The sequence below is a fragment of the uncultured Thiodictyon sp. genome (assembly GCF_903828115.1).
GTDB lineage: Bacteria > Pseudomonadota > Gammaproteobacteria > Chromatiales > Chromatiaceae > Thiodictyon.
In genome coordinates this window covers 1-14,506 of record NZ_CAIKKU010000224.1, presented here as the reverse complement: position 1 = coordinate 14,506, position 14,506 = coordinate 1, and the positions used below count along the sequence as shown (strand labels likewise).

Here is a 14,506-nt window from a genome sequence, read left to right as displayed (position 1 = left end):
TTGTCGTAATCGAATAATCCGACCACGACAACGACAACGACAACGACGCCCAGTCCGTGAGAACGTCCATTAGCTGTAGGGTACGCATCGCGTACCCGGCTCCGGCGGTCGTGGCAGTTTGGTGGGTACGCGATGTATACCATACGATATGTGTGTTAACACATCAGTTCTGATCGCACCCAACGCCCCTTCAGGGCTTGACATCTTCAATAACCATGAAAAACCATCCCCTGCTCGCGTTTCTCCTCGGCATCTGGCTCGGCGGCTCCGTGCTCGTGGGGGCCGCGGTCTCCTACAACTTCGCGGGTTTCGAGGACCTGTTCGCGCGTAACCCCAAGCTCGCCCAGCAGGCCGGTTTCGTCCCCCAGGACACCGCGGCCAAGAAGGCCAGTGCCCTGTGGGTTCACGCGGCCGAACTGAACCGGGTCCTGTTCCAGGCGTGGAACCGCACCCAGATCGTCCTGGGCGCCCTCGTGCTGGGGCTCGCGATCACCTGGCGCGCCCGGCGGCTCGCGACGACCCTGCTCGCCTTGGGCCTGGCAGTGGTGATCTTCACCCACTTCGGCCTGGAGCCCCAAGTCGTAGGGATCGGACGCCAGTTGGACTTTGTGCCGCGCACCCCGCCGCCGCCGCAACTCGCGGCCTTCCAAGACGCCCACCGCGCCTATTTTCTCGCCGACACGCTCCGCTTTTGCCTGGTGCTGGCGGCCGCGGGCATCTTGCTCTACACGGGGCCGCGAAACGCCGCAAGCCAGCGCCCTGACGCAGCGCGGTCCTAGGATGTCCGGCGCACTGATCGTTCGCCGCGCCCTCGCCCTGCTGCTGTTCACCGCGGCCCTGGCAGTGACGGTGCACCTGATCCTCGACCTCGATCGGGTCAAGGCGCTCAAGACCGACTTAGGCGAGATCAACCATGTCCGTTACGGCCTGCTCGACGCCGATCAATGGCTGGGGCGCATCGCCGCGGTGCTCGAGCGGCGTATCAACGGCTTTGAGCTGACCGAGAGCAACCGGCCCCAGATCAAACAGGCGGTCGAGCAGGTCCTGAACACCCTGCTGCTGGAGTTGGAGCGGTCCCTGCGCCGCCACAACCTCAACAGCGGCGGGTCCGTGGTCGATCAACTCAAGGGGCTGGTGCAACAGGGGCTGCAGGACCTGCTGATCGACTTCGACCGCCTGCGCGCCAAGGTGCCGGACTACGCGCAACGCGTCGTCGAGGAACTGTCCAAACCCGAGGCCAAGCGGGAGATCAAGGCGCAACTCATGGCCTTCATGCAGAATACGGCCGCCGTCGGCTTCGCCAAGACCGACCGCTCCCGCCTCGCGGCCCTGATGGGCGACCATGATTGTCCCGACCTGGCCGCCTGCAACCGGACCCTTGAGGCGCAGGTCGCCGCCGCCCGCCGGCCGATTCTGCAACAGGTGCTTGGCGTCTTCGCCCTGGTCGGGGTCCTGTTCGGCCTCTGTCTCGCCCCCCGGACGCGGGCGGCGGCCGGCGCCCCGCCCCCGGCAGTCGATCAGTTCCGGCTCGTCCTGCTCACCGGCGCGACGCTCATCCTGCTGGCCGGGGGCCTCCTGACGCCCATGATCGAGATCGACGCGCGGATCACGGGACTCACGATCGAACTCCTGGGTGAACCGGTGACCTTCACCAATCAGGTGCTGTATTTCCAGAGCAAGAGCGTCTTCGACGTGGCCTCCATCCTGATGCGCACCGGGGCCGCGGACCTGATCCTGGTGGCAGTGCTGATCGTCGTCTTCAGCGTCGTCTTCCCCGCCCTCAAGGTCATCGCAACCTGGCTCTATTGCTTCGACTACCGGGGCCTGCGCCGCGCCCCCGGCGTGCGCTTCTTCGCGCTGCGCTCCGGCAAATGGTCCATGGCCGACGTGCTGGTGATCGCCATCTTCATGGCCTATATTGGCTTCAGCGGCCTGGTCGGCAGTGAGCTCAGCGACCTGCGCCAGGCGAGCACGGCGGTCGAGGTACTGACCACCAACGGCACCAGCCTGGCACCGGGGTTCTATCTGTTCCTGGGGTTTGTGTTGGCAAGCCTGGGGCTGTCGAGCATCCTGGCGGATCGCCTGGGGGAAGGTCACGCGACCTGAGTTTGCGATTCAGTCTAGGGTCTGGCTGAGGCGTTGCAAGTGCCTCAGGGTCCGCCCGGACGCCAACCGCCCCTTCAATAGTTGGGCGATGGCGCGAAGCCCATCCGCGGCCCGCTCATGCAGGGCCAGGGAAAAGGCGCCTTGAACCAGACCCGGGACCCCCCCCAACCGGGCGGGCAACTGGTGGTCGATCCAGTAACCGAGGTACCGGCGCTGGAACCTGCCCGGCTCCAGGTAACGGAGTACGACCGGATCGACCGGTGTGTCCATCAGGGCGCGCTGCCAAATCAGGACCGCCCAAGCGGCGGTACGCAGCCCCGCCGCATCAATAAGTGATAGAATCCAGTCCCAATCAGGTTGGATGCGGCCCAGCATCTGGTCCAGGTCCACCGCACGGATCAATCTGCCTCCACGACCGTTGACGTGTTTGGTCAAGGCGGGATGAACCAGCATAACCAGCAGGTTGGCGTCGTCACTGAGGGCAGAGAGCGGCCCCAGCGGGCGAACCGTCTCCAGCAAGATGGGCGCCAACTCACACCGGCTGCGCCCGGGGCGGAACAGCGCCCAATGCAGGTCGATGGTTGTATGCCGGTCCGTGAGGACGGCCTCGTGGCTGATGGTGTTACGTGCACCCATGAAGCCATACTGCTCCCGGATGAGCGCACGGATCGCCGGTACGCGGGATTGGGGCGCGACCAGGACGTCGATATCGACGGCTGGCCTAAGCGCAGGGTCGGCGTACAGGTGTTCGCGCACTGCGGCGCCCTTGAAGACCGCGTGCCGGATACCGGCGGTGCTGAGATAGGCCGAGACGCGAACCGCGCTCCGGCGCTGCAAGAGATAGCGCGCAGTCGCCAGCCCCCGGCTGCCGATCAGCTCAAGGCGTAGCGCATCTGAGATCAGGACTTGCCTGGTTTCCGCCAGCTCCGACCACAGAGGAGCAAGACCTTGAGTTCTGAGAACAGAAACCAGTGCGGCCTCGTCTACGTTGGCGGCGGATGCGTCGCGCGCCTTTTCCGGGTTGAACCGCAATGGCATTAATGCCGCGCGCAGTGCAGATATGGTAATGATGCTGGTCATATTAGCCTGTATGTCCCGCCGGGGCGGTCACGGCGTTGGTTTCCGAATGCAGTGTTGGCTGCGGTCCGCCCGCGGCCCGGATCAGAGTTACTCACCCGGGGCATTCAATTTTCGCGAGGGCCGCTGATGATGTCTGGGTTTTCATACTGATGTCAGTTACACTCAACGCCCGTGTGCGGATCTCGCCGGAGGTCCTGCACCAGCAGGTTCGCGACGAGGTGGTCATCCTCGATCTCGGCGGCGAGCAATATTACGGCCTCAACGCGGTCGGTTCTCGGATTTGGGACCTGCTTGATGGAGATCATACGCTCGGGCAGGTCGCAGAGATCATCACCCGTGAGTTCGACGCCCCGGCGGCGCAGGTGCAAGACGATCTGCGGGCACTACTCGATACGCTGGTCGCCGCCGGCCTCGTGGTGATCGTCGCCCAATGAGTCGTCCGGGCCGGTTGGGCGGCTTACGCCGGCGCTACAACTGTAGCGTCCTGACCTTGCTCCAAGCGGCGCTGGCCCTAGTCCTCATCACCTGCGCCTTACGCCTGGTCGGCTACTCGGGAACCCTGAGTTGGATTCGACGTTCTTGCCGACGGCGCCGCCCGGCGCGCGTCCCTGTGCAGTGTCAGCGGGATGTCGGTGACGCGGTAAATGCCGTGCAACTCGCTGCCCGCCTTGCTCAGGGCCGGATCACCTGCCTGCCGCGAGCCTGCGCGCTCCATTGGCTGCTTACCTGGCGAGGTCGTGACTCGCGGATTTGTTTCGGCGTGCGTGCGGACGACCGCGGTCTGGAGGCCCATGCGTGGGTGGAACTCGACGGCGTAGCAGTGGGAGAAACGGTTACGTCAGGCCTCAGGTTCATACCGCTGCGCGGGGCCGGCGGCAGGGCAGCCGTGACCACGGCGTCCGATACTCGGGCCGCACCCGAGACGGACTGGACTCATCGACCGGCAGAACGGCCGAAGCCGCACTGATTGACGACGCGGGCCCAAACCAGACGAATGGCTCCGCGGCCAAACGATATAGGCGCAACGGCTCGGCTGAAGCGAGTGCGACTCGTCAGTCAACGCCCCCCCCGGGGCCCTGATTGATTGCTCGCGTGAGCTCGGCACAGACCTGCGGCAGGCGCGCGAGGTCGGACGGATATCTCGCCAGATAAACAGGAATCGCGGAGGCCACCCGGGCGGCCTGCTGGAGGGTTTGGAACAGGTGACCGCGGTCACCGATGTCAAACATGAATGAGTGAGCCATCAACTCGGTCGCGGCGACCGCGCTCGGCAAGCGACTCAATCTGACCCGGCTGATGCGATCTTGCGGACGCCAACGACGCAGCGATAAGATGGCGCGTAATGGAACCTGAGACGCTTGCGGGTCCGATGGCCCACTGCCATTGAGATAGCAGCGGAGTTTTTCAGGAACATAGCCCAGCGGGATTTGGGACTCGATACCGCGGCGGAGAGTCGCCGCCGAGTCTGGCCACAACCTCACGCCCGGGTAGGCCGGTGCGCAGAGGATTCCTCCGGGGGCCGCTTCGAGCAGCAAGGAATCGTCCGCGAGCAAGTGGGCACCCACAGCGTGAAAGGCCGCTGCGAGTGTCGATTTGCCTCGGCCCGAGCCTCCGATCAGACCGATTGCGCCCGATGCAATGAGCACGGCGCTTGAGTGGAGGACGAGACGCCCGCCCTGTGCTAGGGTGCGAGGTATGACCTGATCCAAGAGTGCGTGACGGAACCAGGGTCCGGCGACACCTTGTTCGCAACGATAGCGAATCTCGGAACAATCCGTGGAAATCAGGAAATCCGCGTTGCCCGGGAAGCGCAGGAGATACCCCCCAGCGGTTCTGGCGGCGATCCGTAGCGTCCGACCGTCGGGGGTGTTCCAGCGCCGGATCTCTCGCGGCGCCTCATCAATGGCCTCGTGAGGGGGCAGGGAGTGTACGATGATGTCAGGTTTATCGACGCCGCTGGGCAACAGTTCGGGCAAGGGGCAATCGGACTCGACGCATAGGTCAAAGATGGTATATCGAAAAGCTGGCGTAGAACGCATTAGGCTTGGTCCGGATCGGATATTCGCAAACCACGCAGTGGGAGTGATGCGGCAACGAGAATCATGAGCGTATTCTGCCTGATTTTGGCCCCCCCCGGTGCTTTGGTTGCTGCTGACGAGGTTTCTCGGCTGCTCGATCCGATCGAATCTCTGGGCTTTTTCGGCCGCAGCGTCTGGGTCGATGGCAACCTCGGCGTCGGCCTCCTGCACTGCGCCGCTCCCGCCTGTGCCGAACCTGTAACCTATCCGCACCAGGCACTTGGCGGTCGCCTGGTCTTGGCCGCCGATGTCCGTCTGGATGCAGCACAGGAATTGATGGCAGCGCTTTCTTATCCTAAAGCAGGGCGGGCTCAGGTGACCGACGAAGATCTGCTTCTGGCGGCCTATGTTCGCTGGGGGACAGACTGCCCCCGCCACCTGCTGGGTGACTTCGCGTTCGTGGTTTATGATCGCGAGACACGCGAGTTATTTGGTGCTACGGATGCTCTCGGAAATAGGCGGCTGTTCTTTGGCGAGGGGCGGTCAGGGGGCACCGTGATCGCCTCGGAGGAGGCCTGCCTCATTGTGGTGCCCGGGCTCGCCGAAAAATGGTCGGAAGTCGCGGTGGCCTGTTGGATGACGGCCGCGCCACACCGGCAGTTGTCATTGTTCGAGCGGATCGGGGTCGTTGCCGGCGGCCAGGAATTCCGCAGCAAGGAAGGGTCGATGGTGGTGCGTCAATGGTGGCATGCGGAACCCACGCGCGCTATCCGATACCGGCGACTGAATGAATACGCCGACCATTACCGTAGCCTGCTGCAATTGGCCGTGTCCGACCGAATGCCGGAGGGATCAGTCCTCTGCGAGTTGAGCGGCGGCCTGGATTCCAGTTCCGTGACGGCCGCGGCAGTCGAGGCAGCGGCAGCAGGGACGACCCAGGTCGCCGCGCTGTCCATACTTTATCCGGGGTACGGCGGGTGCGATGAGAGCGCGGCGATATCTGCCACGCGCGCCTGCCTCGGTCTGTCGAATTGGCATGGGGTTGTTGATCAGCCCAGTCACGGGTCGCCGTGGCTTAATCTCACCCCGCGCCCCGAGTCGCCATACACATTCAAAATCAGGCTACAGGAAGAGGCGGTGGCGCTGGCAGTCAGACTCGGCTGCCGAGTCATCCTTACCGGATTTGGCGGCGACGAACACACTCGGGGCAATCCGGGCTTCGCCGCGACCGCGCGTCTGGCGCGAGGGGACTTCGGGATCGTTCGCGAGCTGCAGGAGGTCAGCCGCCGCAGCGGAATTTCCCTTGGGGCGCTCGCGCGAGACCGGCTGGCAAGACCGGCGGCGCGCCGGCTCTTGCCCCAACGGCTGGTCCGTGAGATCGAGGTCCATCGTGTGATCCGCGCCTATCTCCCCCCATGGTTATATCGGAACCAGCCATTGTTGGAGCAGATTCGTGAGCAATACCGCCGGGACTCCTACCTGGCGGGGCAGGATCCCTATACCAGGTCTATAATATTAAAGTTCCGTCGCAGCACCACCTGGGCAGCCCTGGACGCTTATCGGTGGAGTGCACGCACGCATGGGATCGATGTGCGGGCGCCGTTCTTCGACCTACGGATCACGAGGTTCCTATTGAGTACACCACCGGATCTTTGGTATCGAGACGACTGCGGTAAGTATTTGGTGCGCCAAGCGTTTCGCGGCCGACTTCCGGAGTCTGTCCTGGCGCTCGAAAAGATTTTTTACTCTGAGGTAGCGCAAAGCCGCTGGACGCTGCACCGCGGGGCGCTCCTCGCCGAGATCGAGTCGGCGCGGACTCGGGCGGTGCCCGGGTCCCAGTTGGATGCACTGCTGCCGCAGGCGGGCGATAACCTCGATTCGGTTAATCGCTTCAGCGTGCTTTATGCAGCATCTTTGGCGCGCTGGAGCAACAGCCGCGGTAACATCACGAGAGGGTAACAGCATGAACCAGCAAGAAACATCGGCAGCAGAGGAACGCCTGCCGAAACCAGCGAGCCGGCCTTATAAGACGCCGCGGCTCCAATTATTGGGAACACTTCGCGGCTTGACCAAAACACTGGGCGCGGGGCCCAAGCAGGACATCTACGAGGCCGTCAACGACTCACAATGATGTCGTCGCCAATTGCAATTGACGACACGAAGCAACCGTCGCTCCATCTCCCCGTGCAAGGAGACTGCTACGGCATCCCGCGGGGTTTGGGGTTGCAACCCGATGGCACGCGGAGCGACGCACAGCCTCAAGTGGCCCGGGGTTTGATCACGTTGCGGCCTATGCGGGACTCGTCGAGCGAAGACGAAAACGCCGCTGTCTTGGCAGCAGTATCAGGAGCGGAGTCGCCAGCAGCGCAATCACGGCCGGCTCAGAGACCTCTTGATACTGAAAATCTGCATAGGACAGACCGGAACGATCCGTCGATGAAAGCGTTATCCCTTTGATCGTCTTAGTCCCGGCGGTCGTCTGAAACCACACTGGGTACGCCCCAGGGTCAGCCAATGTCTGACGCGTGAGATCGAGCGTGAGATTGTCGATCAGCGTGCCATCTTCCGCGAAAAATGAAAGGTAGAAAAAAGAATTTGGATTTATTGTCGGGTTGAACACGTCGACCCCGTAAACGTCGAAGCCAATCAGGTACTGAGGTACGTCATACAGGAACGACAATGTGCCGACAGCCTGGGTGCTCGTTGTCGCCGTCGGCAGGCGTCCGGTGATTGCGTATTGGTACTCAGGAGGATGGGATGCCGGCCTTCTGAAGTTGGCCGTCGAGTCGAGCGTGAAGGGGTCGTTCTGATCGCCCACCGGAATCACAGGCCCCGTCGGAATTGGTTCCCCCAGCGGGTTCCCCAGCGCGGCATAGTCGGTTGGCGTCACATCCGGGTTCGCCGGGTCGGAACGGATAAAAACCATCGTTTGGTTCGGTGGTGCGAATGCCGAACCTACCATAGCCCCCTCGATCCTCTGTGGGGTGTAAAAATTGGTGTTGGCAGGAAGCGGCATGGGAACCACGGGATGGACTAGAGAAGTGCCCACATGAGCCACCACTGCTCCATTGTAGCTATCGCAGCTCAGATCGCCGCAGGGAATCGCCAAGCCCACGCCCGGAAGCACGCAGACCCCAAAGAGCGACAATAGAAGGGCACGTATGGTAGCCATAGCATTCTTGAACACCTTAATGATACGGTTTAGCGACATTCGCACCGCCATGCGAGGCTATAAGCGCATCTAGCTTTTCGCAAGGATACGCAAAAATAGCGCCATTAACCCCATACGTCCGCTCATTCGTCCAGTACCGCAGTTCGCGGAACCAGGGTTTAAAGTTCCCCGAGGACACCGACGTCACCAAGGGGACCGTCGTATATGCCGAGCAAGCCAGGCGGCCGACGCCGGAATCGCTTGTAAGGCCAAACATACTGCTCCGGACAGACGCTGACACATTGCTCAATGCCGCGGTTCAGCGCGGTCGCCGCAACCAGATCGTCGGCGCTGTCGATGCCCTCCGGGGCGGGGATGCAATGCATCCGAAACCCCGCCGCGTCCGGCAGCCGCTCTGCAAACATGAAAATCACCGGTGCGCCGGTGCGCCGGGCCAGTCTGCTGACAAGTAGCATAGTATAAGCAGGAATTCCGAACAAGGGGGCGAAGACGGCCCCCTTGTCCTCCTTGGGCTCCTGGTCGGGCAACACGCCGACATAGTCGCCCCGCTCCAGGGCCTGGACCAGGACGCGGATGCCGCGGGCGGTGATGGGCGCCAGTTGCGCGCCGCAGCGCCGCCGCGCGGCCAGGATCAGGTCATCCAGGTAGCGCTGGGGCTTGTAGAAGATGGCGGTGGGTCCCTGGCGGGCCAGGTGCAGGCCGGCCAGTTCCCAGGCCCCCAGGTGGGGGGACAGGACGATCAGACCCCGCCCGGGGGGGCGTTGCAGGAATTCGGCCCCGCGCACCTCCCGCACCAGTGCGTGCACCTGATCGAGTGGGCGCTGCCAGAGGTAGCCGATCTCCAGATAGGTCTTGCCGAATTCGACCAGATTGCGGTCACGCAGCCGGATCAACTCGGGAATTTCCAGGTGCGGAAAGCAGAGCCGCAGGTTGATCAAGGCGTTGCGCCGTTGGCGGTTGGGCCAGTGGGTGAAGGCCCAGCCGACGGCGTGACCCAGGCGGTGGAGCACCGGGAGCGGCAGGCGCGCGACCAGTTGCACCAGAGCGCGGGCGATGCGATTGGTCGCCGCGACCCGCAGGCGCCGCCAGCGGCTCAGCTTTTTTTTCGCCACCGCGTTACTCCTGGGTTGGTTCCGGCCGCGGCGCGGCCGGCGGCCGCGCCCGCTTGCTACACTGTCGGTCCCGCCGCGCCGTTTGCCGGCGCGGCGTGCCACGCATGATAACGACCACCAATCGAGGTACCCCCAAGTGAGTGACGATCACCCGATAGCGCTGACCCCGGACGAGGCCCACCGGATGCTGGAAGAGCAGCCCCAGGCGGTCCTGGTGGACATCCGCTCCTCCATGGAATTTCTGTTCGTGGGCCACCCCAAGGGGGCGGTACACGTACCCTGGATCGACGAGCCGGACTGGATCGTCAACCCCCATTTCACGACCGAGATCCGCAAGGTCCTCTTGGGCGGCGCCGTGTGCGAGCCTGATAGCCCCTGTGCCCCGGTGATCCTGATCTGCCGCAGCGGCAAACGCTCGCTGGAGGCCGGCCGCGCCCTGCTCAAGGACGGGCTGCGGGCGGTTCACCATATCGACGAGGGCTTCGAGGGCGATCTGGACGAGCACCACCACCGCAGTACCAAGGGCGGCTGGCGCTTCCGCGGACTGCCCTGGGAGCAGTGCTGAAACGCCTGACCCCGGCCGGCCGCCGGTCCTGCTCCCGCACGCGGTGGGTCGTTGGTCCGCACCGCGGACCCTGCGAGATTCACGTAGGGTCCGCTGCGCGGACCGCTCGCCAGGCCGCAACCACGATTACGCCGGGCCTATTCGCGCTCACGGAAGTACGTTAGTACGGTCGCACGCTCCTGCGTGGGTTCATGGTTGGTCTGAGGTTGGAACATTGCGCGACGATGCCGGTCAGTAGTGGCCGTCGATCGCCGCGTCCAGTTCTTCGGCGTCCCGACGGCACTTGTCGAGGAACTGGAGCTTGCGCACCAGTTCCCGGGCGGCGTCCAGACTGGCGGGAGAGGGTGCCGCGAACAGCCCCGCCAGATCCTTGTCGAGGGCCACACTCTGCTCCGCCAGGTGGGTCAGCACCGTGGCCACCGCCGCGCGGGGATTGGGGCTGGTCTGCGCCTCGGCCAGGGTCTCGCGCAACTCCATCTGTTCCATCAGGAAGGCCCCATCCTTGCTGGTCTCGCTGTCCGTCCCGGGGTCGCCGGTATGCAGCTCCAGCAGGTACTTGGCCCGGGCCAGGGGGTCCTTGAGGGTTCGATAGGCCTCGTTGACCTGGGTCGAGGCCTCAAGCGACAGACGCTTCTCGTCGTCGGCCGCCACGGCGAAACGATCGGGATGGGTGACCGCCTGGAGGGCACGGTAACGCTCCGCCAGGCGCTTGGCGTCCACCGTGAAGCCCAGGGGCAGGTCGAACAACTCGAAATAATTCTTGGAGAAGTCCAGCACGGCAGGATTCACCACAGTACATAGGCCATACCGGAACAGCCGCAGGCGTGCACCCCCAGATATACACCCAAGCCCTTGCCCCAGTTGGCGAGGAACCGGGCGACGTGCGCGGCGGCGGCCGGTGTCAGTGAGATGGCCATGGGAGAATCCTCCAGGGGTCAGCGATCCGGTGGGCGACGACGCCGCCTGTGGCGACACCCGTTAGGTGCGATCCTAGGCCCAATGGGCAGTCGCTGGCAATAACCCGTCACTCCAGGCCGACGAGTCAAGTGCCGCACAACGCAGCGCAGGTTTACCGGAGGGACTCCGCACCATCGAGGCAGCGGTAGCGGTGCTTGGGACCCGCACCCGGGGCGCCGCCGCGCGGCCGGTGCAGTGGCGGGGGCTGGCAGCCGTTGGGGGGGCAGCGCCGTGGATCAGGATGGCGCAGGCGACGGGGCCAGCGACGGGGCCAGCGACGGATCAGGCGCGGGCCGCCGCCGCCCCGTTGGGGACCCCGGTTGAAACCCCGCTTGGGACCAGGTCCAGCTTGATGTCGACGGCGCTGCACCCAGCCCCCCGCAAGGCCGCGCCGTCGCGCCGCTCGACGAGGTGCTGGAGCGTGATACCTTGCAAGTAGTCCTGGATGCGGTCGCTCAGGTCACGCCACAGCTCGTGGGTCAAACAGGGGCGCCCATTGAGGCAATCGCCCGCCCCGCCGCAGCGGGTGGTGTCCACGGTTTCATCCACCGCGGCGATGACCTCGGCCACCGGGATGTCGCTGGCCGCGCGCCCCAGGTTATAGCCGCCGCCGGGACCGCGCACGCTGGTGACCAGGGCGCGGCGGCGCAGTTTGGCGAAGAGTTGCTCCAGATAGGACAGCGAGATCCCCTGCCGTTGGGCGATGTCGGCGAGGGCGGTCGGTCCCTTGCCCTGGTTGAGGGCCAGATCCAGCATCGCGGTCACGGCGTAGCGCCCTTTCGTGGTCAGTCTCATGTGGACCTTCTCATGCTCAACGCCTTTCCAGGTAGGGGTTTACCTTGGTATGGTACATTACCCAAGCGTCTTGATCAATTAATGCCTCAGTTACTCCGCGGGCTCTTGGCCGGCGGCGGCTGGATCAGGGATCAAAACCCCGCCCGGCTGGTCGGCGCGCCCCGTCGGCGCTGCCGCGACCGCCGCAGGGGAGTCGATCACGCCCGCATCCAGGTCCGCGTCGTGGTCGAAGTGCTCCATGATGCCCCGCGCCTCCAGGGCGCGGGACATGGCCTCCAGACGTTGGTCCATATGGTGGATGTGGTCGAGCATGCGGTTGATGGCGTTGGCCACCGGGTCGGGGGCATCCAGGGTCGCCCCATAGGCGTCGAAGCCGATCCGCGCCGCGGTGTCGGCCCGACGCCGCCGCTCGGCGTCGCGCTCGCACTCGATCACGCGGCCGGGGACACCCACCACGGTGGCCCCCGGGGGCACGGTCTTGACCACCACCGCATTGGAGCCGATCCGTGCCCCGTCGCCGATGACGATGGGCCCCAGCACCTTGGCCCCTGCCCCCACCACCACGTCGCGGCCCAGGCTCGGGTGCCGCTTGCCCTTCTGCCAGCTGGTGCCGCCCAGGGTCACGCCGTGGTAGAGGGTGCAGTCGTCGCCGATGACGGCGGTCTCCCCGATCACCACGCCCATGCCGTGGTCGATGAAAAGACGCCGTCCGAGGTCCGCCCCGGGGTGGATCTCGATGCCGGTGAAGAGGCGCGCCACGTTCGACAGCACCCGCGCCAGCCACTTGAGCTTGCGCAGCCACAACCAGTGGGTCAGCCGGTGGACCAGCACCGCATGCAGCCCGGGGTAGGTGGTCAGGACTTCAAAGCGGGTCCGCGCCGCGGGGTCGCGCTCGAAAACGCTCGCGATATCCTCTCGCAGCCGGTCAAACATGGGATTGCATCTTGGTTTCATCCGTCGGCCCGGGCGGCACCGCGCTCGTACGCCCAGCCCGCTTGCGTCCCTGGACGGCGCTCAGGATGCCGCGCAGGATGTTGAGTTCCACCCAATCGGGCCGCGCCCGGTTGAACAGGCGCCGCAGCCGCATCAGGAGCCGGGTGGACTGGTCCGGGGTCGCGAAGCCGATCTCCATCAGGGTCTGGGCCAGGTGGGTGTGGAATCCGTCCAGGGCCTCGGCGGTCGCAACCTCCCGCGGCCCATCGACCAGCACTGCCCCCTGTCCCTCCCGCCAGGCCCGGCGCACCTCGTAGGCGAGCACCTGTACGGCGGCGGCCAGATTCAGCGAGCTGAATCCGGGGTCGGTCGGGATGTGCACCAGTGAATTGCAACAGGCCAGCTCCTCGTTGGCGAGGCCGGAGCTCTCCCGCCCGAAGACCAGGGCCACGTCCCCCAACGCCGCCTCCGCGAGCAGCAACCGGGCCGCCGCCGGCGGCTCCAGCAGGGGCCAGGGGAGCGAGCGCAGCCGGGCGCTGCTCCCGATCACCAGCCGACACCCGGTGAGCGCCCCCGCCAGGCTCGCGTGGACCCCGGCACGCTGGAGCAGGTCATCCGCCCCGGCGGCAAGCGCCAGTGCCTGCGCATCCGGCGGCGAGCGGGGGTTCGCCAGTTCCAGGCGCGTCAGGCCCATGGTCTTCATGGCCCGCGCGGCCGCGCCCAGGTTGCCCGTATGCGTGGTCCCCACCAGCACGAAGCGGATTTGGGCCAGGGTCGCGAGGGGTGGCGGGAGCGGCGGTGTGATGGTCGGTTCGGTCATGGGGATCCAAGGTCGTTCAAGAATATCGTCCACTGTCGATCTTTGCCAGGCGCACCCCTTAGGGTATGGTATCGGACATGAACCCAACACTGAACATTGCCATCCGTGCCGCCCGTGCCGCCGCCAAGGTGCTGCTGCGCTACTACGAGCGGGTCGACCAAATCAAGGCCCAGGCCAAGGGCCGCAACGACTTCGTGAGCGAGGTGGACCGCGGCGCCGAGCAGGCCATCATCCAGGAACTGCGCGCCCGCTTCCCCAACCACGCCATCCTCGCCGAGGAGAGCGGCGCCCAGGGTCAGGGCGACTTCGAGTGGATTATCGACCCCCTGGACGGTACCACCAACTATCTCCACGGTTTTCCGCAGTTCGCGGTCTCCATCGCCCAGCGCCACCGCGGCCAACTCGAGTGCGCGGTCGTCTACGATCCCCTGCGCGAGGAACTCTTCACCGCCGCCCGCGGCGAAGGCGCCCAGCTCAACGACCGGCGCCTGCGCGTCGCCACCCGGCCCTCACTGGAGGGCGCCCTGATCGGCACCGGCTTTCCCTTCCGCGACCAGCGCCACATCGACGCCTACCTCGCCATGTTCAAGGACATGACACTCAACACCGCCGGGCTGCGCCGCCCGGGCTCCGCCGCCTTGGATCTCGCCTGGGTCGCCGCCGGGCGCACCGACGGCTTCTGGGAACTGGGTCTGAGCCCCTGGGACTTTGCCGCCGGCGCCCTGCTGGTCACCGAGGCCGGCGGCACCGTTACCGACCTGGCCGGCGGCAGCCGCTATTTCGACACCTGCAATCTGGTGGCCGGCAACCTTAAGATCCATCAATCCATGCTCGAGCTGATCCGGCCCCACCTCGGCGGGACCCTGAACGCTTAGTCGCTGCCCGCAGCGTCGTTGTCGTTGTCGTTGTCGTCGTAATCGGAGACGCGATGCACTATTGGGGTGCGAG

Annotated in this window: 16 protein-coding genes and 1 pseudogene; 8 read left to right on the top strand and 9 right to left on the bottom strand. The window is 65.2% G+C overall.

The window, feature by feature from the left end; all coding sequences use genetic code 11:
- Positions 1-215 precede the first annotated feature (215 nt).
- Together QZY48_RS08265 and QZY48_RS08260 are read left to right on the top strand one after the other, a co-directional pair.
- On the top strand, positions 216-779 hold the full coding sequence (locus QZY48_RS08265; RefSeq protein WP_295430009.1) for a hypothetical protein: 564 nt from the start codon (positions 216-218) through the stop codon (positions 777-779).
- Position 780: 1 nt separating this feature from the next.
- Positions 781-2,106, top strand: a complete 1,326-nt coding sequence (locus QZY48_RS08260; RefSeq protein ID WP_295430007.1) for a paraquat-inducible protein A — start codon at positions 781-783, stop codon at positions 2,104-2,106.
- A 9-nt stretch (positions 2,107-2,115) separates the two neighbouring features.
- On the opposite strand, the gene QZY48_RS08255 is transcribed toward QZY48_RS08260, so the two are convergent.
- Complete coding sequence (locus QZY48_RS08255) at positions 2,116-3,186, bottom strand: nucleotidyltransferase family protein (RefSeq protein WP_295430005.1); 1,071 nt, start codon at positions 3,184-3,186, stop codon at positions 2,116-2,118.
- Positions 3,187-3,335: 149 nt separating this feature from the next.
- Here QZY48_RS08255 and QZY48_RS08250 point away from each other — a divergent pair, with 149 nt between their 5' ends.
- Both QZY48_RS08250 and QZY48_RS34675 read left to right on the top strand, forming a co-directional pair.
- A complete protein-coding gene (locus QZY48_RS08250) occupies positions 3,336-3,620 on the top strand; it encodes a PqqD family protein (RefSeq protein WP_295430003.1) in 285 nt (94 codons plus the stop codon).
- Positions 3,617-4,153, top strand: a complete 537-nt coding sequence (locus QZY48_RS34675) for a lasso peptide biosynthesis B2 protein (protein ID WP_366929653.1) — start codon at positions 3,617-3,619, stop codon at positions 4,151-4,153. The genes QZY48_RS08250 and QZY48_RS34675 overlap by 4 nt, the downstream gene beginning before the upstream one ends.
- Before the next feature lie 85 nt (positions 4,154-4,238).
- Here the strand turns inward: QZY48_RS34675 and QZY48_RS08245 are convergent, their stop codons facing one another.
- Positions 4,239-5,162, bottom strand: coding sequence for a hypothetical protein (locus QZY48_RS08245; protein WP_295430001.1), 924 nt, complete (start codon positions 5,160-5,162; stop codon positions 4,239-4,241).
- 126 nt (positions 5,163-5,288) lie between these two features.
- Between QZY48_RS08245 and QZY48_RS08240 the strand changes: the two genes are divergently transcribed.
- Both QZY48_RS08240 and QZY48_RS08235 read left to right on the top strand, forming a co-directional pair.
- A complete protein-coding gene (locus QZY48_RS08240) occupies positions 5,289-7,163 on the top strand; it encodes an asparagine synthase-related protein (protein ID WP_295429999.1) in 1,875 nt (624 codons plus the stop codon).
- 4 nt (positions 7,164-7,167) lie between these two features.
- The gene (locus tag QZY48_RS08235; protein ID WP_295429997.1) at positions 7,168-7,335 is read left to right on the top strand and encodes a hypothetical protein; all 168 of its coding nucleotides are present in this window, start codon (positions 7,168-7,170) and stop codon (positions 7,333-7,335) included.
- A gap of 159 nt (positions 7,336-7,494) precedes the next feature.
- Here QZY48_RS08235 and QZY48_RS08230 read toward each other — a convergent pair whose 3' ends face one another.
- On the bottom strand, positions 7,495-8,415 hold the full coding sequence (locus QZY48_RS08230) for a hypothetical protein (protein ID WP_295429995.1): 921 nt from the start codon (positions 8,413-8,415) through the stop codon (positions 7,495-7,497).
- 119 nt (positions 8,416-8,534) lie between these two features.
- The gene (locus tag QZY48_RS08225; protein ID WP_295429993.1) at positions 8,535-9,488 is read right to left on the bottom strand and encodes a lysophospholipid acyltransferase family protein; all 954 of its coding nucleotides are present in this window, start codon (positions 9,486-9,488) and stop codon (positions 8,535-8,537) included.
- Positions 9,489-9,624: 136 nt separating this feature from the next.
- Between QZY48_RS08225 and QZY48_RS08220 the strand changes: the two genes are divergently transcribed.
- Positions 9,625-10,053: a rhodanese-like domain-containing protein gene (locus QZY48_RS08220; protein WP_295429991.1), complete on the top strand. Its 429-nt coding sequence runs from the start codon at positions 9,625-9,627 to the stop codon at positions 10,051-10,053.
- Positions 10,054-10,284: 231 nt separating this feature from the next.
- Here the strand turns inward: QZY48_RS08220 and hscB are convergent, their stop codons facing one another.
- The 5 genes and pseudogenes from hscB to QZY48_RS08195 form a co-directional block, all read right to left on the bottom strand.
- Positions 10,285-10,842, bottom strand: coding sequence for a Fe-S protein assembly co-chaperone HscB (gene hscB / locus QZY48_RS08215; protein ID WP_295429989.1), 558 nt, complete (start codon positions 10,840-10,842; stop codon positions 10,285-10,287).
- Positions 10,843-10,844: 2 nt separating this feature from the next.
- Positions 10,845-10,970: pseudogene (gene iscA, locus QZY48_RS08210) on the bottom strand (iron-sulfur cluster assembly protein IscA); the annotation flags it as partial.
- A 322-nt stretch (positions 10,971-11,292) separates the two neighbouring features.
- Positions 11,293-11,805, bottom strand: a complete 513-nt coding sequence (locus tag QZY48_RS08205) for a Fe-S cluster assembly transcription factor (protein WP_295429987.1) — start codon at positions 11,803-11,805, stop codon at positions 11,293-11,295.
- 90 nt (positions 11,806-11,895) lie between these two features.
- Complete coding sequence (gene cysE / locus QZY48_RS08200) at positions 11,896-12,738, bottom strand: serine O-acetyltransferase (RefSeq protein WP_295429985.1); 843 nt, start codon at positions 12,736-12,738, stop codon at positions 11,896-11,898.
- Positions 12,731-13,558: a TrmJ/YjtD family RNA methyltransferase gene (locus tag QZY48_RS08195; protein WP_295429983.1), complete on the bottom strand. Its 828-nt coding sequence runs from the start codon at positions 13,556-13,558 to the stop codon at positions 12,731-12,733. Before QZY48_RS08195 ends, cysE begins: the two co-directional genes overlap by 8 nt.
- 77 nt (positions 13,559-13,635) lie before the next feature.
- On the opposite strand from QZY48_RS08195, the gene QZY48_RS08190 reads away from it, so the two are divergent.
- Positions 13,636-14,433: an inositol monophosphatase family protein gene (locus QZY48_RS08190; protein ID WP_295429981.1), complete on the top strand. Its 798-nt coding sequence runs from the start codon at positions 13,636-13,638 to the stop codon at positions 14,431-14,433.
- Positions 14,434-14,506: the final 73 nt, after the last annotated feature.

What these genes read in the sequence shown, in the direction of transcription:
- QZY48_RS08260 (WP_295430007.1), top strand. Translation starts at nt 781, where the DNA reads ATGTCCGGCGCACTGATCGTTCGCCGCGCCCTCGCCCTGCTGCTGTTC.
- QZY48_RS08255 (WP_295430005.1), bottom strand. Translation starts at nt 3,186, where the DNA reads ATGACCAGCATCATTACCATATCTGCACTGCGCGCGGCATTAATGCCA.
- QZY48_RS08235 (WP_295429997.1), top strand. Translation starts at nt 7,168, where the DNA reads ATGAACCAGCAAGAAACATCGGCAGCAGAGGAACGCCTGCCGAAACCA.
- QZY48_RS08230 (WP_295429995.1), bottom strand. Translation starts at nt 8,415, where the DNA reads ATGTCGCTAAACCGTATCATTAAGGTGTTCAAGAATGCTATGGCTACC.
- QZY48_RS08190 (WP_295429981.1), top strand. Translation starts at nt 13,636, where the DNA reads ATGAACCCAACACTGAACATTGCCATCCGTGCCGCCCGTGCCGCCGCC.
- QZY48_RS08205 (WP_295429987.1), bottom strand. Translation starts at nt 11,805, where the DNA reads ATGAGACTGACCACGAAAGGGCGCTACGCCGTGACCGCGATGCTGGAT.
- QZY48_RS08250 (WP_295430003.1), top strand. Translation starts at nt 3,336, where the DNA reads ATGTCAGTTACACTCAACGCCCGTGTGCGGATCTCGCCGGAGGTCCTG.
- QZY48_RS08265 (WP_295430009.1), top strand. Translation starts at nt 216, where the DNA reads ATGAAAAACCATCCCCTGCTCGCGTTTCTCCTCGGCATCTGGCTCGGC.
- QZY48_RS34675 (WP_366929653.1), top strand. Translation starts at nt 3,617, where the DNA reads ATGAGTCGTCCGGGCCGGTTGGGCGGCTTACGCCGGCGCTACAACTGT.
- QZY48_RS08195 (WP_295429983.1), bottom strand. Translation starts at nt 13,558, where the DNA reads ATGACCGAACCGACCATCACACCGCCGCTCCCGCCACCCCTCGCGACC.
- QZY48_RS08240 (WP_295429999.1), top strand. Translation starts at nt 5,289, where the DNA reads ATGAGCGTATTCTGCCTGATTTTGGCCCCCCCCGGTGCTTTGGTTGCT.
- cysE (WP_295429985.1), bottom strand. Translation starts at nt 12,738, where the DNA reads ATGTTTGACCGGCTGCGAGAGGATATCGCGAGCGTTTTCGAGCGCGAC.